We start from the raw sequence: 19,833 nt of genomic DNA, 5'->3' as shown, positions 1-19,833 counted from the left end.
TTCGGCATTGAAGTGCGCAGCTGACCTCGGAAAAACCGATCTACACTTCAGCCGAGCGAAAAAATGTCCGCCGCCATGATCGGGTTTCGCCCCGCCCCGCCTCGGCCACTGACTACGCTAATAAAAAGCCGTCAACGGCATGCTGCACCGCGTTCACAACTGCCCCGACCATAATATGAAAAAGAGGGATCACCATGTTCGTGCACAAGACCGCACTGCTCAGTGCAATTACCACCGCCTTGCTGACCAGCGCCAGTTTGCAGGCCGCCGAGCCGCTGAAGGCTGTTGGCGCCGGCGAAGGTCAGCTGGATATCGTCGCATGGCCGGGCTACATCGAACGTGGCGAGAGCGATAAAGCCTACGATTGGGTCAGCGGTTTCGAAAAGGATACCGGCTGCAAGGTCAACGTGAAGACCGCCGCGACCTCGGACGAAATGGTCAGCCTGATGGCCAAGGGCGGTTACGACCTGGTCACCGCGTCGGGCGATGCGTCGCTGCGGTTGATCGTCGGTAAGCGTGTGCAACCGATCAACACCGCGTTGATCCCCAACTGGAGCACCCTCGACCCGCGCCTGAAAGATGCGCCGTGGTACGTCGTCAACAATCAGACTTACGGCACGCCATACCAGTGGGGGCCGAACGTGCTGATGTACAACAGCAACGTGTTCAAGACTGCGCCGACCAGTTGGAGCGTGGTGTTCGCCGCACAGGATCTGCCCGACGGCAAATCGAACAAGGGCCGTGTGCAGGCGTACGACGGCCCTATCTACATCGCCGATGCGGCGTTGTACCTGAAGTCGACCAAACCGGAATTGGCCATCAAAGACCCGTATCAACTCACCGAAGAACAATACAAAGCCGTGCTTGATCTGTTGCGCGCGCAGCAGCCGCTGATCCACCGCTACTGGCACGACACCACGGTGCAGATGAGTGACTTCAAAAACGAAGGTGTGGTCGCATCGAGCGCATGGCCGTATCAGGTCAATGGTCTGATGAACGAGAAGCAACCGATCGCCTCGACGATTCCGAAAGAAGGCGCCACCGGTTGGGCCGACACGACCATGCTCCACGCCGAGGCCAAGCATCCGAACTGTGCGTACAAGTGGATGGACTGGTCGCTGAAACCGAAAGTCCAGGGTGACGTGGCGGCGTGGTTTGGGTCATTGCCGGCAGTACCAGCGGCGTGCAAGGAGAGCGAACTGCTGGGGGCAGAAGGTTGCAAGACCAATGGTTTCGATCAGTTCGACAAGATCGCCTTCTGGAAGACCCCGCAGGCTGAGGGCGGCAAGTTCGTGCCGTACAGCCGCTGGACCCAGGATTACATCGCGATCATGGGCGGACGCTAGGCCTTTTCAAGTTCAAAAGATCGCAGCCTGCGGCAGCTCCTACAGCGAAGGTGAGCGCCGAAAATCCCGTGCCTTCCACAAAGCCTGTAGGAACTGCCGCAGGCTGCGATCTTTTCGGCGCCACCCTGATTTACCGGAGCAACACACCATGCCACTTGCAGTCCAGTTCACCAACGTTTCCCGGCAGTTTGGCGAGGTGAAGGCCGTGGACCGGGTTTCCATCGATATCGAGGACGGCGAGTTCTTTTCCATGCTCGGCCCTTCGGGTTCGGGCAAAACCACTTGCCTGCGCTTGATCGCCGGGTTTGAACAACCGAGCGCCGGCTCGATTCGCATTCATGGCGCCGAAGCGGTCGGGTTGCCGCCGTATCAACGGGACGTCAACACGGTGTTTCAGGATTACGCCCTGTTCCCGCACATGAACGTGCTCGACAACGTCGCCTATGGCTTGAAGGTCAAAGGTGTGGGCAAAACCGAGCGCCATCAACGCGCCGAAGAAGCCTTGGACATGGTCGCGCTCGGTGGTTACAGCGCACGCAAACCGGTGCAGTTGTCCGGCGGCCAGCGTCAGCGTGTCGCCCTCGCCCGCGCCTTGGTCAATCGGCCGCGCGTGCTGTTGCTCGACGAGCCGCTCGGCGCACTCGACCTGAAACTGCGCGAGCAAATGCAGAGCGAGCTGAAGAAGCTGCAGCGTCAGCTCGGCATCACGTTTATTTTCGTCACCCACGATCAGACCGAAGCGCTGTCGATGTCCGATCGCGTCGCCGTGTTTAATCAGGGCCGCATCGAACAAGTCGACACGCCGCGCAATCTGTACATGAAACCGACCACCACTTTCGTCGCTGAATTCGTCGGCACTTCGAACGTGATTCGCGGCGAGCTGGCCCGCGAACTCAGCGGTCATCCGCAGCCGTTTTCGATCCGTCCGGAACACGTGCGTTTCGCCGAAGGCCCACTTGCCAGTGACGAAATCGAAGTCAGCGGCATGCTTCACGACATCCAGTATCAGGGCAGCGCGACGCGCTATGAGCTGAAGCTGGAAAACGGCCAGACGTTGAACATCAGCCACGCCAACAGCCAGTGGATCGACAGCAGCGCTCAGCACCAGACCGGCCAGCGTCTGAGTGCGCGTTGGGCGCGAGAGGCGATGATCCGGCTTCACGACACCGTGGCGAACGGGGTCTGACATGAGCACGCTCGCGATGCCTTCGTCGCCACCATTGCGCCGTTTTTCCAACCTGCTCTATCGCAAGCCGAACCTGTATTTGTCGATGCTGCTGGTGCCGCCGCTGCTGTGGTTTGGCGCAATCTATCTCGGCTCGCTGCTGGTGCTGCTGTGGCAGGGTTTCTACACCTTCGACGACTTCACCATGGCAGTCACTCCCGACCTGACCCTGGCGAATTTTGCAGCGCTGTTCCAGCCGTCCAACTTCGACATAATCCTGCGCACGCTGAGCATGGCCATCGTCGTGTCGATCGCCAGCGCCATCGTCGCGTTTCCGATTGCCTACTACATGGCGCGCTACACCAGCGGCAAGACCAAGGCGTTTTTCTACATCGCGGTGATGATGCCGATGTGGGCCAGCTACATCGTAAAGGCCTACGCGTGGACGCTGCTGCTGGCCAAGGGCGGTGTGGCCCAGTGGTTCGTGCAGCATCTGGGGCTGGAGCCGCTGTTGCAGTTTGTTCTGGGGATTCCCGGTGTCGGCGGCAGCACCTTGTCGACCTCGCACCTGGGACGGTTCATGGTGTTCGTCTACATCTGGCTGCCGTTCATGATCCTGCCGATTCAGGCATCACTGGAACGATTGCCGCCGTCGCTGTTGCAGGCGTCTGCCGACCTTGGCGCCAAGCCGCGTCAGACCTTCATGCAGGTAATTTTGCCGCTGTCGATTCCCGGCATTGCAGCAGGATCGATTTTCACTTTTTCGCTGACCCTGGGCGACTTCATCGTGCCGCAACTGGTCGGCCCGCCGGGCTATTTCGTCGGCAGCATGGTCTACGCGCAGCAAGGTGCGATCGGCAATATGCCGATGGCGGCGGCGTTCACGTTGGTGCCAATCGTGCTGATTGCGGTTTACCTGTCCATCGTCAAACGACTGGGAGCCTTCGATGCGCTCTGAAAGGGCTTCAATCGGCTTGAAAATCGCAGCATGGTGCGGATTGGTGTTTCTGCATTTCCCGATCCTGATCATTTTCCTCTACGCCTTCAATACCGAAGAAGCCGCGTTCAGCTTCCCGCCAAAGGGCTTTACGCTGCACTGGTTCAGCGTCGCGTTTTCAAGGCCAGATGTTTTGGAAGCGATCAAGCTGTCGCTGCAGATCGCGGCCATCGCCACGCTGATTGCCATGGTCCTCGGCACGTTGGCTTCGGCGGCGTTGTACCGCCGGGACTTTTTTGGCAAACAGGGCATTTCGCTGATGCTGATCCTGCCGATTGCACTGCCGGGGATCATCACCGGAATCGCCTTGCTGGCAACGTTCAAGACACTGGGAATCGAGCCCGGAATGTTCACCATCATCGTCGGCCACGCGACCTTCTGCGTGGTGATCGTCTACAACAATGTTATCGCGCGCCTGCGGCGCACATCCCACAGTCTGATCGAGGCATCGATGGATCTGGGTGCGGACGGCTGGCAGACCTTTCGCTACATCATCTTGCCGAATCTCGGCTCGGCGTTGCTGGCGGGCGGCATGCTTGCGTTTGCGCTGTCGTTCGACGAAATCATCGTCACCACGTTTACCGCCGGGCATGAGCGCACGTTGCCGCTGTGGCTGCTCAATCAGTTGAGCCGGCCACGGGATGTGCCGGTGACCAACGTCGTCGCGATGCTGGTGATGATGGTAACCATGCTGCCGATTCTGGGCGCGTATTACCTGACGCGGGGTGGCGAAAGCGTTGCCGGCAGTGGCGGCAAATAACCGGATAACTAAACAAACCGAACCCCCTGTAGGAGCTGCCGCAGGCTGCGATCTTTTGATCTGGCTTTGTAGATCAAGATCAAAAGATCGCAGCCTTCGGCAGCTCCTACACTGGATCCGGTTTCTACCGATAAAATTGATTTTCAGGGGCAAATCATGCAAACCAAACTCTTGATCAATGGCCAACTGGTCAACGGCGAAGGTCCGACGCAGCCGGTGCTCAACCCTGCGCGTGGGGAAATGCTGGTGGAAATCAACGAAGCCAGCGAAGCTCAGGTCGATGCCGCCGTGCGTGCCGCCGACAGTGCGTTCGCCGAATGGTCGCAAACGGCGCCGAAAGACCGCGCTCTGCTGCTGCTCAAACTCGCCGACGCGATTGAAGCCCACGGCGAAGAACTGGCCAGACTGGAATCCGACAACTGCGGCAAACCCTACAGCGCCGCTCTCAACGACGAGATTCCGGCGATTGCCGACGTGTTCCGTTTCTTCGCCGGCGCCAGTCGTTGCATGAGCGGCTCGGCAGCGGGCGAATACCTGCCCGGCCACACCTCGATGATCCGCCGCGATCCGGTGGGCGTGATCGCCTCGATTGCGCCGTGGAATTACCCGCTGATGATGGTCGCCTGGAAAATCGCTCCGGCGTTGGCCGCCGGTAATACCGTGGTGCTCAAGCCGTCGGAACAAACCCCGCTGACCGCGTTGCGTCTGGCCGAACTGGCGTCGGAAATCTTCCCGGCCGGTGTGCTCAACCTGGTGTTCGGTCGCGGTCCGACAGTGGGCAGTCCGTTGGTGACCCACCCGAAAGTGCGCATGGTTTCGCTGACAGGCTCCATCGCTACTGGCGCCAATATCATTTCCAGCACGGCTGACAGCGTCAAACGCATGCACATGGAGTTGGGCGGCAAAGCGCCGGTGATCATTTTCGACGACGCCGATATCGATGCGGCAGTGGAAGGGATTCGTACTTTCGGGTTCTACAACGCCGGCCAGGATTGCACCGCCGCGTGCCGGATCTATGCGCAGCAAGGCATTTACGACACCTTCGTCGAAAAGCTCGGCGCCGCAGTGAGCAGCATCAAGCATGGTCTGCAGGATGATCCATCGACCGAGCTGGGACCGCTGATCACCGCGCAACATCGCGACCGCGTAGCCGGGTTCGTCGAGCGCGCCGTGGCGCAACCGCACATCCGTTTGATCACTGGCGGCAAGGCTGTCGAAGGCAATGGTTTCTTCTTCGAGCCGACCGTGCTGGCTGATGCCCAGCAGGATGACGAAATCGTCCGCCGTGAAGTGTTTGGGCCAGTGGTGTCGGTAACCAAGTTCACCGATGAAGCTCAGGCGCTGGAGTGGGCCAACGATTCCGACTACGGCCTCGCCTCCTCGGTGTGGACAGCGGACGTCGGACGCGCCCATCGCATGTCGGCACGCTTGCAATACGGCTGCACCTGGGTGAACACGCACTTCATGCTCGTCAGCGAAATGCCCCATGGTGGTCAGAAACTGTCCGGTTACGGCAAGGATATGTCGATGTATGGGCTGGAGGACTACACAACGGTGCGGCATGTGATGTTCAAGCACTAAAGCATCGCCAGCATGGCTGGCTCCCACAGCTTGCCTGGATTGATCCAAGGGATGATTTGCCGCTGCAATGCAGAGAACAAAAAACCCGTGGCGAGAGGGTTTGCTCACTCGCCACGGGTTTGGTTTTCAAATGGATCGATATCGCGCGGCGCAAACGCCTGCCTCGGCGTCAAAACCGCGAAACACTCCGCATCGCATCCACCAGATACCTCATCGCAATCCGGTCGCTTTCCGAAAGCTCCCGATAACGTTCCACCAGCTTCAACTCCTCCGAGTTCAACCGACGTCTTCTGCGGCCGCTGCCCAGGCACGGGAAGATGCCCAACATGTCGGTGATGCCTTGTATTTTTGCCATGGACGATGTCCTTCTCTAGTACTTCAAAGAATTGCCTGAACCACATCGCCCTGCCCCTTACAGCAGCGCCGTGTGCCCTACCGGTCAGATGGGTCGCACCGGTCATGCCCATAGAATAGAAATTAAATCGGCGCTGAAAAGGGTTTTTTAGAGTAATTAGTCGAAAAAAGCAGATATGCCGTCTAAATCAGAAAGTCCCGTAAGATTTTTAACCGACATGTCTTGTTTCATTGACACTCTGGCGCGATGAATCAACGAATTTTCCAACGTGAGCGAACCGTTTAAGCTAGCCGGCATCTGTTTATAGTCCGTTGCGTTTGGCCGAAGGCATGACCGAACCGTAATTTTCGATCCAGCACGTGCCAGGAACGGCGCGGGATTGCACACGACAGGTTGTATTTATGCACCGCAGGAATTTGCTCAAAGCGTCCATGGCCATTGCGGCTTACACCGGTCTCTCGGCCACTGGCCTACTGGCTACCCGTGCGTGGGCGGCCAATGGCGGCGCTGCCGACGGCGAGGCGCTGCCTTTCGATTTCGAAGCGCTCAAGCGCCAGGCCAAGCAGTTGGCCGGCAGTGCCTATCAGGACACTAAACAGGTGCTGCCGCCGACGCTGGCGACGATGACTCCGCAAAACTTCAACGCCATCCGCTATGACGGCGAGCATTCGTTGTGGAAGGAAAACAAGGGCCAGCTCGACGTGCAGTTTTTCCACGTCGGCATGGGTTTCCGCCAGCCGGTGCGCATGTACAGCGTCGATCCGAAAACCCGCACCGCGCGCGAAGTGCACTTCCGCCCGGCGCTGTTCAACTACGAAAACACCTCGGTCGACACCCAGCAGCTCAAGGGCGATCTGGGTTTCGCCGGTTTCAAACTGTTCAAGGCTCCGGAACTGGATCGGCATGACGTGGTGTCGTTTCTCGGTGCCAGCTACTTCCGCGCAGTGGATGCGACTGGCCAATATGGCCTCTCCGCACGCGGCCTGGCGATCGACACTTACGCGAAGAAACGCGAAGAGTTTCCCGACTTCACCAAATTCTGGTTCGAAACCCCGGACAAGAACGCCACGCGTTTTGTGGTCTATGCCCTGCTCGATTCGCCGAGCGCGACCGGCGCCTACCGCTTCGATATCGATTGCCAGGCCGAACGGGTGGTCATGGAAATCGATGCGCACATCAATGCGCGCACCGCCATCGAACAACTGGGCATCTCGCCGATGACCAGCATGTTCAGCTGCGGCAATCACGAACGGCGCATGTGCGACACCATTCACCCGCAAATCCACGACTCGGATCGCCTGGCGATGTGGCGCGGCAACGGCGAATGGATCTGCCGCCCGCTGAACAACCCGGCCACTCTGCAATTCAACGCGTTTGCCGATACCAACCCGAAAGGTTTCGGGCTGGTGCAGACCGACCACGAGTTCGCCAATTATCAGGACACTGTCGACTGGTACAGCAAACGTCCGAGCCTGTGGGTAGAACCTACAACCGAGTGGGGCGAAGGCTCTATTGATCTGCTGGAAATTCCTACGACCGGCGAAACCCTCGATAACATCGTGGCGTTCTGGACACCGAAGAAACCGGTGGCGGCCGGGGATTCGCTGAATTACGGCTACAAGCTTTACTGGAGCGCACTGCCACCGGTCAGTACGCCGCTGGCGCGGGTACAAGCGACCCGTTCCGGCATGGGCGGTTTCGTTGAAGGCTGGGCACCGGGCGAGCACTCCCCACCGGTGTGGGCGCGCCGTTTCGCGGTGGACTTTACCGGTGGTGGCCTGGAGCGCTTGCCGCAGGGCACCGGTATTGAACCGGTGGTCACTTGCTCGAACGGCAAGGTGCAGGATTTCAGCGTGCTGGTGCTGGATGACATCAAGGGTTACCGAATCCTGTTCGACTGGTACCCGACCAACGACAGCGTAGAGCCGGTGGAGCTGCGCCTGTTCATTCGAACCAATGACCGCACCTTGAGCGAGACCTGGTTGTACCAGTACTTCCCTCCGGCGCCGGACAAGCGCAAATACCCTTGATGAATTTCTAGCGCCAACGCAAAAGCTGCAGGCTGCAGGCTGCAGGCTGCAATGTTGTGATGTTGTCTTTTAAGAGCAAGATCAAAAGATCGCAGCCTGCGGCAGCTCGTACAGGGGCAGATCAAAAACCGCCGAATCTACGGCGGTTTTTTTTTGCTGGCCGGCGAACGCGGTTCACTCAATCGCGCAAATCAGATTCATGAATTGGCTGATCCCGATGGGTCGCGCGTTGATACTGCGCCGGCCACACCGCTTTGCGTCCGCCAAGGTCATCATCGGCGTGCAATGGCCAATACGGATCACGCAGCAGTTCGCGCGCGAGGAAAATGATGTCGGCCTGGCAGGTGCGCAAAATATGCTCAGCCTGCGCCGGCTCGGTGATCATGCCGACCGTGCCGGTGGCGATGCCTGACTCTTTGCGCACGCGTTCGGCGAAGCGCGTCTGATAACCCGGCCCCACCGGAATTTCCGCGTTGGCCGCCGTGCCGCCCGAAGACACATCGATGAGATCCGCGCCGAGCGTGTGCAGGCGCCGCGCCAGTTCGACGGTTTCATCGGGATTCCAGCCGTCCTCTACCCAGTCGGTGGCCGACACCCGAACGAACACCGGTAATTCCTCCGGCCACACCGCCCTCACCGCTTCAGTCACTTGCAGCACCAGACGGATGCGGTTTTCGAACGAGCCGCCGTATTGATCCCGGCGCTGATTGCTCAGCGGCGAGAGAAACTGATGCAGCAGATAACCATGAGCGGCATGCACCTCGACCACACTGAACCCGGCTTTCAGCGCCCGTTGGGCCGCGTCGACAAACGCCTGGATGACTTCGGCGATCTGCGTTTCATCGAGCATTTTCGGTTGAGTGTGTTGCGGGTCGAACGCAATCGGTGACGGTCCGACCGGGGTCCAGCCGCCGTCCTCCGGTTTGACGCTGCCGTGCTGGCCGATCCACGGCCGATGGGTGCTGGCCTTGCGTCCGGCGTGGGCCAGTTGAATACCGGCCAGGGCACCTTGAGCGGTGATGAAGCGGGTAATCCGTTGCAGCGGTTCGATCTGTTCGTCGTTCCACAGGCCAAGGTCTTCAGCGGTGATCCGCCCGTCCGCCGTGACCGCCGTGGCTTCCGTGAAGATCAGGCCGGCGCCGCCCACAGCGCGGCTGCCGAGATGGACAAGGTGCCAATCGTTGGCCAGGCCGTCGACGCTGGAGTATTGGCACATCGGTGAGACCGCGATGCGGTTGGGCAGGGTCAGTTGGCGCAGGGTGAAGGGTTCAAGCAGCAGACTCATGGGGCACCTCTCGAATCAGTGGTCAGGCTCCAGGGTTCTGTTTGAAAAGTCGACGAGTGACAGAAAAAGATGCAACTCCCGCCCCCACGGGCAAAGAAATTCGACAAGACGTCACAAGGCCAATCAAGCAGTGCTTAGAGCCTAGTCGACAACGGGGGATCGCGAGAAATTCAAGAAAAGATCGTCCGATCGCGGCCCGAACCTCCGGCAGCTCCTACAGGAAACCGCATTCTGTGTAGGAGCTGCCGCAGGTTCGGGCCGCGATCGGACGATCTTTTGATCTTCAGCGTGGTTCGATATGAGCAATCATCAACTGAACAGTCTCATTACCCCGAAACTCATTAACGTCGAGCTTGTACGCCAGTTCGACCCATTGAATCGTCGGGTTTGGCCAGACATCGCGGTCGATACCAAACGCGATGCCATCGAGCTTCACCGAGCCGCACTCGCTTTTCAGCACGACTTTCAGATGCCGTTCACCGACCACGCGCTGCTCAACCAGCTGAAACACGCCGTGAAACAACGGCTCAGGAAAATGCTGACCCCAAGGGCCGGCATGGCGCAGGGCGCGGGCCAGTTCGAGGTGGAATTCTTCAACGGCCAACGTGCCGTCCGACAACATCCGCCCGGTCAGGTCTTCTTCGCGAAGCTGCCTGCGCACTTCGGCGTCAAAGGCCTCGGCGAAAACCGCAAAATTCTCTTGCGGCAGCGTCAAACCAGCCGCCATCGCGTGGCCACCGTACTTGGCGATCAGGTTCGGATGCTGCGCTGCCACCACGCTCAGGGCGTCCCGAATGTGGAAGCCCTGTACCGAGCGACCAGAACCCTTGAGCAAACCATCGCCGGCATCGGCAAAGGCAATGGTCGGCCGGAAATAACGCTCTTTCATCCGCGACGCGAGGATGCCGATCACGCCCTGGTGCCACTCGGGATCGAACAAGCACAGGCCGAACGGCATCGACTCCACCGGTAGATCCTTGAGCTGCGCCAGCGCTTCACGCTGCATGCCTTGCTCGATGGATTTGCGATCCTGGTTCATGCCATCCAGTTGCGCGGCCATTTCCCGAGCCTTGGTGGCGTCGGCGGTGAGCAGGCATTCGATGCCCAGGCTCATATCGTCCAGACGCCCGGCGGCATTCAGGCGCGGGCCGACGATAAAGCCCAGATCGGTGGAGGTGATGCGTGCGGCGTCACGTTTGGCCACTTCCAGGATCGCTTTGATCCCTGGCCGTGCGCGACCGGCGCGAATGCGTTCAAGGCCCTGATGCACGAGGATGCGGTTGTTGGCATCCAGCGGCACCACGTCCGCCACGCTGCCCAGCGCCACCAGATCGAGCAGCTCGCCAATGTTCGGCTGCGGCTTGCTCTCGTACCAGCCGAGGCTGCGCAGGCGTGCACGCAGTGCCATCAATACATAGAAAATCACCCCGACCCCGGCCAACGCCTTGCTTGGAAATGTACAGCCCGGCTGGTTCGGATTGACCAGCGCATCGGCCTGCGGCAGTTCATCGCCGGGCAAGTGGTGGTCGGTGATCAGCACTTTCAGGCCGTGACGTTTGGCAGCGGCCACGCCTTCGACGCTGGAGATACCGTTGTCCACGGTCACCAGCAAATGCGGCTCACGGGTCATAGCGACTTCGACGATTTCCGGGGTCAGCCCATAGCCATATTCAAAGCGGTTGGGCACCAGATAATCGACATGGGCCGCACCCAGCAAGCGCAACCCGAGCATGCCAACGGTGCTGGCCGTAGCGCCGTCCGCATCGAAGTCACCGACGATCAGGATCCGCTGGCGCTGCTCCAATGCGGTCACCAGCAAGTCCACTGCGGCGTCAATGCCCTTGAGTTGCTGGAACGGAATCAACCGCGCCAGGCTCTTGTCCAGCTCCGCCTCGGACTGCACGCCCCGCGCCGCATAAAGGCGGGTCAATAGCGGCGGTAGATCACCAAGAAAGGGCAGCGTGGCAGGCAGTTCGCGAGGTTCGATACGCATGGGGTGACGAAAATTCTCTTTGATACGTGGGATTGATCGGTTAAAGGCGTGGGATCAGCCGCGCTCGCCCTGCAACCACTGCAATTGGACTTCGTGCTGACCGCGGTCGTCGGTGACGAAGATCGTCCCTTCGCTGATCATCACGTCCCACTTGATAACGCGGGGCATGTCCTTGGCCAGGGTCTCCAGCACTTCCTGCGGAACCGCAGCGATGTTGACGTTCTTCAGGTTCTTGATCGCCGGGATCACTTTGGTTTCCCAAACGCGCAGGCTGCCGTAAGCCAACAGACTGGTGCGCTCGGTACGGCGCGAACACCAGGTCAGGCGGTCGGCGTCTGGCTGGCCGACTTCGATCCAGTGGAGAACCCGGTCGTCCAGGCTTTTTTCCCACAGCGCAGGTTCGTCCACGTCTGACAGACCACGGCCAAACGACAGCTGCTCGTTGTACCAGAGCGCGTAGGCCAGCAGGCGCACGGTCATGCGTTCTTCGGTTTCCGAAGGATGACGGGCGATGGTCTGCTTGACGCTCTCGTAGACGCTGCGGTCGAGGTCGGTGAGGTTCAGTTCAAACTTGTAGGTAGTGGACGGCTGGGCCATGAACGGGCTTCTTGATACGAGGAAAGTCGGCAAGTCTAACCGATGCGGTAGGCAATCATCGAATTGATGGCGATCAACCTGCGGCGTCTGACAGTCGGCTATGTTAAAACGCTGTCTCCGCACAGCCTCGTCCTACAGGATTCAGTATGCCGTTCGCCAACAAACCGCTCTCGGGTCTGAAAGTCATTGAATTGGGTACGTTGATTGCCGGACCGTTTGCCTCGCGCATTTGCGGCGAGTTCGGCGCCGAAGTGATCAAGATCGAATCGCCGGACGGCGGTGATCCACTGCGCAAGTGGCGCAAATTGTACGAAGGCACATCGCTGTGGTGGTTCGTTCAAGCGCGCAACAAAAAGTCACTGACGCTCAACCTCAAACATCCCGAGGGTTTGGCGATCCTGAAACAACTGCTCGGTGAAGCCGACATTCTCATCGAGAACTTCCGCCCCGGCGTCCTCGAAAAGCTCGGCTTGAGCTGGGAAATCCTGCACGCCTTGAACCCGAAACTGGTGATGGTGCGGCTGTCGGGGTTTGGCCAGACCGGGCCGATGAAAGATCAGCCTGGCTTCGGCGCCGTCGGCGAATCCATGGGCGGCCTGCGTTACATCACCGGTTTCGAAGATCGGCCGCCGGTGCGCACCGGGATTTCCATCGGCGATTCGATTGCCGCGCTGTGGGGCGTGATTGGCGCGCTGATGGCACTGCGTCATCGCGAGGTCAATGGCGGACTCGGGCAAGTGGTCGACGTGGCGTTGTACGAAGCGATCTTTGCGATGATGGAAAGCATGGTGCCGGAATTCGATGTGTTCGGTTTCATCCGCGAGCGCTCCGGCAACATCATGCCCGGCATCACGCCCTCCTCCATTCACACCAGCGCCGACGGCAAGCACGTACAGATCGGCGCGAATGGCGATGCGATCTTCAAGCGCTTCATGCAGGTCATCGGTCGCGACGATCTGGCCAACGATCCGACGCTGGCCAGCAATGACGGGCGCGACAGCCGCCGTGACGAGCTGTACGGGGTGATTGATCGCTGGGTCAATTCCTTGCCGTTGCAAACTGTGCTCGATCTGCTCAATCAGGCCGATGTGCCGGTGAGCCGGATCTTCAGCGCCGAAGACATGTTCAACGATCCGCAATACCTCGCCCGGGAAATGTTCCTGCATGCCAAGCTGCCCGACGGCAAGGATTTCAAGATGCCGGGCATTGTCCCGAAACTCTCTGAGACGCCGGGATCCTCCGAATGGGTCGGCCCGCAACTCGGTGAACACAACGCGCAGGTACTTCATGATCTGGGTTATGACGAAACACAGATCGCCCGACTGCGCGAAGACGGAGCCATCTAAGCTGAACCGCCGACCAGCATTGCCCGCCTACCGCGCCTCCCATGAGTGGGCGCGGCGGCTGTTCGGCTTGCTGATTCTGCTCGCGGTATCGAGCGCAGCGCAGGCGAAACCAACGTTGATCTGGCTGCTGCGCGACTTGCCACCCATGACGATTTTCGAAGGGCCGAGAAAGGGTCAGGGCGTGATCGACCAGTTGTTGCCATTGCTGATCGCAGGCATGCCGCAGTACGAACACACGCTGATGCGGGTCAACCGCGCTCGCGGCTTGCAAATGCTTCAGGAAAATCCCTTTGCCTGCGATCCCGCCTTGCTATGGAGCAAGCAACGCGCGCAATCGGTTACGTATTCGATACCGGCGCTTCGCGCAGTGAGCAATGGCCTGGTGGTGCGCCAGCAAGATCGCTCGGTGCTCCTCCCGTATCTGGTGAATGGCGAAGTCGATTTGGCCGCGCTGCTCGCTGGCACTGAGCGCAAAGTCGGCATCGTGGCAGAACGCAGCTATGGAGAAGTCATCGATGCACTTTTGCACCACGCGCCGGGCGAGTCCCTGACCGCCCATTACGGCAATGATGCGCTGGCCAATCTGCTGTCGATGCAACGCCTCGGACGCTTGCAAGTGGTGTTGGGCTATTGGCCGGAAATCCGCTATCAGGCGAAGCAGGCGCAAATCGACGAGGATGAACTGGAGTTCTATCCGATTCAGGGCACCGGAAAATATATCTCGAGTCATGTCGCCTGTTCCGACACGACTCAGGGACGCCAAGCCATCGGCGAGATCAACCAATTGCTGCGCACCCTGCCCCATGAACCGCTGAGTCAGCGTTACGCCGCGTGGCTGGATAACGACCGCCGCGAAGATTATATGCAGCAGAGTCGCCTGTTTTTCGAACATCAGCCGGCGCAATAGGCAAACGCCGGACAAAAGAAACCCCGAGAAGTGGGGAGACGACTCGGGGTTAAACGGGGTCGAATAACGACCCGTAGCAGCAAGCGACAAGCACCGGAGCACAATGCTTGATCCTGCTGTTATGGGGTCTGACTGACACGGATGCAGGAAGGTTCCCACAAAAAATATTTCATCTTTACAACGCCGGACGTTTATCCAGAGCCGCGTTGCGCAACGCCGCAATGACGCAGGGTTCCAGCCGCCCTTCGGCGATCAGGATATCCCGGTGCAAGCCGTCGACCACATCGGTCAGCAAGCGTTTGTCGCTCAATTGAGCCTGATTGAATTCACGTTCCACCACGATCGCGCCGCTGCTGTTTTTCAACGTCACCAGGCATTCGCCATGGCTGCCGCGCGGGGTCAACGTTACCTGATACGGGCTCAGAGCCTCACCGAGCAATAGACTGATACTTTCCATCTCGATCTCCACTCAATAGTCCGAAAACTGTGTGCCTGGGGCGTGTTCACAATAAATGACCGCCGGCCCGAGAAGAAAGTTCTGTGTCCCGGGCGTCTTCCTTGAGCGTCACCGGTCGTTCAGAGCATGCCGAGTGAAGATGACAGAAACATAACGGCTCCCGTCAGAGACTGGCCACCCGTCGACCGGACAGCAAATACTCGTCCACCAGACCCCGCATCAGCACGGCAGACACCGGCGAATGCAAGCGCCCCAACAGTTTGATTTCGTGTTCGAGCACCATGCAATCGAGCCCCTTGAGCAAGCTCGGCGCGGTGCACCCCAGCAGAATCAGGGCATGCGCCTGTTGGCGCTGGGCCAGATGCCGGATCAGCGCCACACCTTCACCTCGTTTCAATTGCGGATCGCAGATCGCAATGTCGACGGCGCCGCGACGTTGCAGGGAACGTCGCGCCGAAGCGAGCGTGGGTGCCGTCAATACATCGTAGATGCCGATGGCATTGAGCATCTGATGCAAAGCCATCAACTGAAACGGGTTATGTTCAAGGATCAGGACTTTTAGCGAACGCATGGGCGACCTCTGACGACATTCGCGGTTTGTCACCGCAGGGGCCGTCCACTCTAGGACACCCGTCCTGCGCCTCACATCGGAAAAGGCGTCACGTCAGATAGGACATTTCCCAACTTCAATGCAGACACCGACACCCGCTCTCCACGCGACGCTGGGTGATGTCTGTCCAGCCGCCGAGCAAGCCGCGCAATTTACCGTCGGCGCTGTAGAACGGCACAGTCCATTGATAGATGTCCCGAGGGCCGTTCTTGAATAACAACTGACGATGGCTGAAGCGTGTCTTGCGCGTCTGCAACTGCGCCATGAACTCGTCATGCAGCATCATTGCCGTGGCTTCGGGCAATGCGTCGATTTCGAAAAGCAAACGTCCCTGGACTTGGTCCTGGCGCACCGAAAGCAGCTCTTCGTAGCTGCGGTTGCACATCACCAACCGCCCTTCGAGGTCACGCACAAAAATCGGATCAGGCATCGCATCGATCAACGCATGCTGGAAGGCCAACTGATCATTCAACGATCGCTCGGCTTCACCGCGCTGTTTCATCAACACGCTCAAGCGGCGATTCCAGACCAGTGACAACAGCCCGAAGAAACCGATGACGCCCATCGTCCAGCATCCGGGCTCGACGATTCGCTGCCAAAGCGAAGCCTCCGCTGCCGGTGCGATTCCACCCAGCCACTTCAGGCGAATGGCGCGCAGATCCGCGGCAGAAAACGCACTCAGCGCTTTGTTGATGACACTCAACAGCTCGGGCTGGCCCTTGCGCACCGCCAAGTGATCGGCTTCCCATTTACCTTCGAGTACCCCGCCAACCGTGAGCAGCCCCGACGGATGCAGCTGCGCGCCGATTTCATTTTCGATGGTGGCGTAGGCCTCACCACTTTCCACGAGCGCCCGCGCCTCCGCATAGGTTTTCACCAGCCGCAGCTCGATTGACGGATGCTCGCGACGAATGACTTCCTCCAGCGCATGCCTGGCAGGCAATACCAGTACGCGTTTCGCCAACTGCTCCAGCGAACTCACCCGCGGCGCTCCGGCGCGACTGACAAACACCCAGCCTGCGCCGCCGAAGGCATGACTGAATTCAAGGAATGCCTTGCGGGTTTCGGTCATTGCCAGCGTGGTGCTCATATCCGCTGTACCGCTCTCCAGGCGTTCGAGCATCTGATCGGTGGAGAATGACTCTTCATGCTCGAAGCGCAGACCGGTCATGGCGCTGATCCGTTGCAGAACATCGTTGTTCAGTCCGCTCCAGCGGCCATGCTCGTCCTGGAACAGGTACAACGGGTATTGCACCGAGGCGACAATCACCCGCGGGTTGTCGCGGATCCATTGGCGCTCTGCGGGATCGAGATCGATCGGTGCGATATGCGACAACCCGTTTGCATCATGCAACGCCAATTGCGCGGCGCTACTGCTGGCTCCGGCCATCAGCCAGGCCAAAAAAAATACCCAGTTCAAGACTGGTCTCAATCTGCTCTGCAACCCCATTGCCACTTCCTTCGTGATCGACTCACCCGTCCTTCGTGGGTGAAAACCCGAGCAGTGTGGCAGCAGAAACAAAAAAGCCCGTCAGGAGACGGGCTTCAAAATGTGACAGGTTTTAGCGGTTTACAGCGGCTTGCCGCGGTTGCCATGCTGGCTGACAAAGGCTTGCACGGCTTTCAGCTCGTTTGGCAGAACGGTGCAGCGCTCGTTTCGCTCAAACAAATCAGAAAGATGTGCAGGTAGCTCGAGCGCTTTTCCTACACCGGCTTTCTCCACTGCGTCAGGGAATTTCACCGGGTGGGCAGTTCCGAGGATCACCATCGGGGTGTCCAGGCTGCGGCGGCATTCACGCGCGGCCTTCACACCGATGGCGGTGTGCGGATCCAGCACTTCACCGGTCTGCTCGTAAACTTCGGCAATGGTTTCGCACGTTTGCTCGTCGTCCACGGCCAACGAATCGAACAGTTTGCGCGCTTCGGTCCAGCGCTCCTGCTCGACGCTGAAACCGCCGCCCTGCTTGAACGAGTCCATCAGACCGGCAATCGCCGCACCGTTGCGACCGTGCAGGTCGAACAGCAGGCGTTCGAAGTTCGACGAAACCATGATGTCCATCGACGGCGACAGCGTCGCGTGCAGGGTTTCCTTGACGTACTGGTTGCCGCTCATGAAGCGGTGCAGGATGTCGTTGCGGTTGGTGGCGACGATTAACTGGTTGATCGGCAGGCCCATGTTGCGCGCCAGGTAACCGGCGAAGATGTCGCCAAAGTTGCCGGTCGGCACCGAGAACGCCACCGAGCGTGCCGGGCCACCCAACTGCAGGGCCGCATGGAAGTAGTAAACGATCTGGGCCATGATCCGCGCCCAGTTGATCGAGTTCACCGCGACCAGACGCGTGCCTTTGAGGAAGCTCTGGTCGGCGAAGCTGTTTTTGACCATTTCCTGGCAGTCGTCGAAGTTGCCTTCGATGGCGATGTTGTGGATGTTGTCGCCGAAAATCGTGGTCATCTGGCGGCGCTGCACTTCGGACACACGGTTGTGCGGGTGCAGGATGAAGATGTCGACGTTTTCGCAGTGCTTGCAGCCTTCGATGGCGGCCGAACCGGTGTCACCGGAGGTGGCACCGACGATCACCACGCGCTCGCCGCGCTTTTCCAGCACGTAGTCGAGCAAACGACCGAGCAGTTGCAGAGCGAAGTCCTTGAACGCCAGGGTCGGGCCGTGGAACAGCTCCATCACCCATTCATTGCCGTTCAGCTGACGCAACGGCGCAACGGCGCTGTGGGCGAACACACCGTAGGTTTCTTCAAGAATCTTTTTGAAATCGGCATCGGGAATGCTGCCGGTGACGAACGGGCGCATCACGCGGAAGGCCAGTTCGTGATACGGCAGGCCGGCCCAGGAAGCGATTTCTTCCTGAGTGAAGCGTGGCAGATTTTCCGGCACGTACAGACCGCCGTCGGTGGCTAGACCGGCCAGCAAAACCTCTTCGAAATTCAGGGCCGGTGCCTGGCCGCGGGTACTGATATAGCGCATAAGAGCAAACCTTTGGTTTGAGCTGCAAGCTGCGAGCTACAAGCAGCAAGTAAAAGCCGATCTGCTTTGTCTTGCCGCTTGTAGCTTGCAGCTTGCCGCTGCTGTTAATTCAAATGTTCGACGCGGATCCGTACGACCGGGCCGTCAACGCCTGCGAGCGCTTCAAGTGCGGCGATCGCATCGTTGATGCGCTGCTCGACAACGCGGTGGGTCAGCAGGATCATCGGCACCAGGCCGTCATGCTCTTCGACTTCCTTCTGCATGATCGACTCGATGTTGATGCCGCGCTCCGAAAGAATGCTCGCCACTTGCGCCAGTACGCCCGGATGATCCTTGGCCTGAATGCGCAGGTAGTAAGCGCTTTCGCAGGCTTCGATCGGCAGGATCGGATGCGCCGACAGCGAATCCGGCTGGAACGCCAAATGCGGCACGCGGTTTTCCGGGTCGGAAGTCATGGCGCGAACCACGTCGACCAGATCGGCGATCACCGACGAAGCGGTTGGCTCCATGCCGGCGCCCGCGCCGTAGAACAGCGTCGAACCGGCCGCGTCACCGTTGACCATCACCGCGTTCATCACGCCGTTGACGTTGGCGATCAGGCGATCGGCCGGGATCAGCGTCGGGTGCACGCGCAATTCGATGCCGGCGTCAGTGCTGCGCGCCACGCCCAAATGCTTGATGCGATAGCCCAGCGCTTCGGCGTAATTCACGTCAGCGGTGGTCAGCTTGGTGATGCCTTCGGTGTAGGCCTTGTCGAATTGCAGCGGAATGCCGAAGGCGATGGACGCGAGGATCGTCAGCTTGTGCGCCGCATCAATACCTTCCACGTCGAAAGTCGGATCGGCTTCGGCATAACCCAGCGCCTGCGCTTCGGCGAGTACGTCTTCGAACGTACGGCCCTTCTCGCGCATTTCGGTGAGGATGAAGTTACCGGTGCCGTTGATGATCCCGGCGACCCAGTTGATGCGGTTGGCAGACAGGCCTTCGCGGATCGCCTTGATCACCGGAATGCCACCGGCCACTGCCGCTTCGAATGCGACGATCACGCCTTTCTCGCGTGCCTTGGCGAAAATTTCATTACCGTGAACGGCTATCAGCGCCTTGTTCGCGGTGACCACATGCTTGCCATTCTCGATGGCCTTGAGTACCAGCTCGCGGGCAACGGTGTAGCCGCCCATCAGCTCTATGACGATGTCGATCTCAGGGTTCGTGGCCACGTCGAAGACATCGTTGGTAATCGCAATACCGGTCGTCTGGAACTGAGGCTTTGGCGTGCGCATGGCAATTTGTGCCACTTCAATCCCACGCCCGGCACGACGAGCAATTTCCTCGGCGTTGCGCTGAAGTACGTTGAAGGTACCGCCACCGACGGTCCCTAACCCACAGATGCCTACTTTGACCGGATTCACTGTGAACTCCCCATA

17 protein-coding genes are annotated in these 19,833 nt (G+C 59.4%); 8 read left to right on the top strand and 9 right to left on the bottom strand.

Translation table 11 applies throughout. The annotated features are described in order from the left end of the window. The first annotated feature begins 194 nt into the window (after positions 1-194). The 5 genes from ydcS to EL257_RS05505 all read left to right on the top strand — a co-directional run bounded on the left by ydcS (position 195) and on the right by EL257_RS05505 (position 5,849). On the top strand, positions 195-1,346 hold the full coding sequence (gene ydcS, locus EL257_RS05525; protein WP_126360535.1) for a putative ABC transporter substrate-binding protein YdcS: 1,152 nt from the start codon (positions 195-197) through the stop codon (positions 1,344-1,346). Between the two features lie 148 nt (positions 1,347-1,494). Next, positions 1,495-2,532 carry an ABC transporter ATP-binding protein gene (locus EL257_RS05520; RefSeq protein WP_126360533.1) on the top strand — a complete coding sequence of 346 codons (1,038 nt, stop codon included), beginning with the start codon at positions 1,495-1,497 and terminating at the stop codon, positions 2,530-2,532. Positions 2,533-2,548: 16 nt separating this feature from the next. Continuing rightward, on the top strand, positions 2,549-3,469 hold the full coding sequence (locus EL257_RS05515) for an ABC transporter permease (RefSeq protein ID WP_419866612.1): 921 nt from the start codon (positions 2,549-2,551) through the stop codon (positions 3,467-3,469). Further along, a complete protein-coding gene (locus tag EL257_RS05510; protein WP_126360529.1) occupies positions 3,459-4,268 on the top strand; it encodes an ABC transporter permease in 810 nt (269 codons plus the stop codon). The genes EL257_RS05515 and EL257_RS05510 overlap by 11 nt, the downstream gene beginning before the upstream one ends. 156 nt (positions 4,269-4,424) lie before the next feature. Beyond that, positions 4,425-5,849 carry a gamma-aminobutyraldehyde dehydrogenase gene (locus tag EL257_RS05505; RefSeq protein ID WP_126360526.1) on the top strand — a complete coding sequence of 475 codons (1,425 nt, stop codon included), beginning with the start codon at positions 4,425-4,427 and terminating at the stop codon, positions 5,847-5,849. 169 nt (positions 5,850-6,018) lie between these two features. Here EL257_RS05505 and EL257_RS05500 read toward each other — a convergent pair whose 3' ends face one another. Beyond that, a complete protein-coding gene (locus tag EL257_RS05500) occupies positions 6,019-6,204 on the bottom strand; it encodes a hypothetical protein (protein WP_053117475.1) in 186 nt (61 codons plus the stop codon). Between the two features lie 401 nt (positions 6,205-6,605). Here EL257_RS05500 and EL257_RS05495 point away from each other — a divergent pair, with 401 nt between their 5' ends. Next, positions 6,606-8,234, top strand: coding sequence for a glucan biosynthesis protein D (locus tag EL257_RS05495; RefSeq protein ID WP_126360524.1), 1,629 nt, complete (start codon positions 6,606-6,608; stop codon positions 8,232-8,234). Between the two features lie 178 nt (positions 8,235-8,412). On the opposite strand, the gene EL257_RS05490 is transcribed toward EL257_RS05495, so the two are convergent. From EL257_RS05490 to EL257_RS05480, 3 genes are all read right to left on the bottom strand, one after another. Further along, the gene (locus tag EL257_RS05490; protein ID WP_126360523.1) at positions 8,413-9,519 is read right to left on the bottom strand and encodes an NADH:flavin oxidoreductase/NADH oxidase; all 1,107 of its coding nucleotides are present in this window, start codon (positions 9,517-9,519) and stop codon (positions 8,413-8,415) included. 283 nt (positions 9,520-9,802) lie between these two features. After that, positions 9,803-11,512: a single-stranded-DNA-specific exonuclease RecJ gene (gene recJ, locus EL257_RS05485; protein WP_126360520.1), complete on the bottom strand. Its 1,710-nt coding sequence runs from the start codon at positions 11,510-11,512 to the stop codon at positions 9,803-9,805. Positions 11,513-11,566: 54 nt separating this feature from the next. After that, positions 11,567-12,109, bottom strand: a complete 543-nt coding sequence (locus tag EL257_RS05480; protein WP_007908961.1) for a YaeQ family protein — start codon at positions 12,107-12,109, stop codon at positions 11,567-11,569. A 146-nt stretch (positions 12,110-12,255) separates the two neighbouring features. Here EL257_RS05480 and EL257_RS05475 point away from each other — a divergent pair, with 146 nt between their 5' ends. Both EL257_RS05475 and EL257_RS05470 read left to right on the top strand, forming a co-directional pair. Beyond that, positions 12,256-13,455: a CaiB/BaiF CoA transferase family protein gene (locus EL257_RS05475; protein ID WP_126360518.1), complete on the top strand. Its 1,200-nt coding sequence runs from the start codon at positions 12,256-12,258 to the stop codon at positions 13,453-13,455. Further along, a complete protein-coding gene (locus EL257_RS05470; protein WP_126360516.1) occupies positions 13,409-14,362 on the top strand; it encodes a TIGR02285 family protein in 954 nt (317 codons plus the stop codon). The genes EL257_RS05475 and EL257_RS05470 overlap by 47 nt, the downstream gene beginning before the upstream one ends. A gap of 175 nt (positions 14,363-14,537) precedes the next feature. Here EL257_RS05470 and EL257_RS05465 read toward each other — a convergent pair whose 3' ends face one another. From EL257_RS05465 to EL257_RS05445, 5 genes are all read right to left on the bottom strand, one after another. Next, positions 14,538-14,819 (bottom strand): DUF3509 domain-containing protein, encoded by a 282-nt coding sequence (locus EL257_RS05465; RefSeq protein ID WP_126360514.1) that lies wholly within the window; start codon positions 14,817-14,819, stop codon positions 14,538-14,540. Positions 14,820-14,982: 163 nt separating this feature from the next. Continuing rightward, the gene (locus EL257_RS05460; RefSeq protein WP_126360512.1) at positions 14,983-15,390 is read right to left on the bottom strand and encodes a response regulator; all 408 of its coding nucleotides are present in this window, start codon (positions 15,388-15,390) and stop codon (positions 14,983-14,985) included. A gap of 115 nt (positions 15,391-15,505) precedes the next feature. Then, positions 15,506-16,819 carry a transporter substrate-binding domain-containing protein gene (locus tag EL257_RS05455; RefSeq protein WP_232013096.1) on the bottom strand — a complete coding sequence of 438 codons (1,314 nt, stop codon included), beginning with the start codon at positions 16,817-16,819 and terminating at the stop codon, positions 15,506-15,508. 180 nt (positions 16,820-16,999) lie between these two features. Next, positions 17,000-18,409 carry a threonine synthase gene (gene thrC / locus EL257_RS05450; protein ID WP_126360508.1) on the bottom strand — a complete coding sequence of 470 codons (1,410 nt, stop codon included), beginning with the start codon at positions 18,407-18,409 and terminating at the stop codon, positions 17,000-17,002. Positions 18,410-18,513: 104 nt separating this feature from the next. After that, positions 18,514-19,818, bottom strand: coding sequence for a homoserine dehydrogenase (locus EL257_RS05445; RefSeq protein ID WP_126360506.1), 1,305 nt, complete (start codon positions 19,816-19,818; stop codon positions 18,514-18,516). Between the last annotated feature and the right edge of the window lie 15 nt (positions 19,819-19,833).

The organism is Pseudomonas fluorescens, from assembly GCF_900636825.1.
Classification (GTDB): Bacteria; Pseudomonadota; Gammaproteobacteria; order Pseudomonadales; family Pseudomonadaceae; genus Aquipseudomonas; species Aquipseudomonas fluorescens_BG.
The sequence above is the reverse complement of the archived record's forward strand: the minus strand, read 5'-3'. Positions and strand labels throughout refer to the sequence as shown.

Coding starts and splice junctions, on each gene's coding strand:
- EL257_RS05515 (WP_419866612.1), top strand. CDS start 2,549: ATGCCTTCGTCGCCACCATTGCGCCGTTTTTCCAACCTGCTCTATCGC.
- EL257_RS05465 (WP_126360514.1), bottom strand. CDS start 14,819: ATGGAAAGTATCAGTCTATTGCTCGGTGAGGCTCTGAGCCCGTATCAG.
- EL257_RS05455 (WP_232013096.1), bottom strand. CDS start 16,819: ATGGCCGGAGCCAGCAGTAGCGCCGCGCAATTGGCGTTGCATGATGCA.
- recJ (WP_126360520.1), bottom strand. CDS start 11,512: ATGCGTATCGAACCTCGCGAACTGCCTGCCACGCTGCCCTTTCTTGGT.
- EL257_RS05475 (WP_126360518.1), top strand. CDS start 12,256: ATGCCGTTCGCCAACAAACCGCTCTCGGGTCTGAAAGTCATTGAATTG.
- EL257_RS05490 (WP_126360523.1), bottom strand. CDS start 9,519: ATGAGTCTGCTGCTTGAACCCTTCACCCTGCGCCAACTGACCCTGCCC.
- EL257_RS05505 (WP_126360526.1), top strand. CDS start 4,425: ATGCAAACCAAACTCTTGATCAATGGCCAACTGGTCAACGGCGAAGGT.
- EL257_RS05520 (WP_126360533.1), top strand. CDS start 1,495: ATGCCACTTGCAGTCCAGTTCACCAACGTTTCCCGGCAGTTTGGCGAG.
- EL257_RS05510 (WP_126360529.1), top strand. CDS start 3,459: ATGCGCTCTGAAAGGGCTTCAATCGGCTTGAAAATCGCAGCATGGTGC.
- thrC (WP_126360508.1), bottom strand. CDS start 18,409: ATGCGCTATATCAGTACCCGCGGCCAGGCACCGGCCCTGAATTTCGAA.
- EL257_RS05460 (WP_126360512.1), bottom strand. CDS start 15,390: ATGCGTTCGCTAAAAGTCCTGATCCTTGAACATAACCCGTTTCAGTTG.
- EL257_RS05470 (WP_126360516.1), top strand. CDS start 13,409: ATGACGAAACACAGATCGCCCGACTGCGCGAAGACGGAGCCATCTAAG.
- ydcS (WP_126360535.1), top strand. CDS start 195: ATGTTCGTGCACAAGACCGCACTGCTCAGTGCAATTACCACCGCCTTG.
- EL257_RS05500 (WP_053117475.1), bottom strand. CDS start 6,204: ATGGCAAAAATACAAGGCATCACCGACATGTTGGGCATCTTCCCGTGC.
- EL257_RS05495 (WP_126360524.1), top strand. CDS start 6,606: ATGCACCGCAGGAATTTGCTCAAAGCGTCCATGGCCATTGCGGCTTAC.
- EL257_RS05480 (WP_007908961.1), bottom strand. CDS start 12,109: ATGGCCCAGCCGTCCACTACCTACAAGTTTGAACTGAACCTCACCGAC.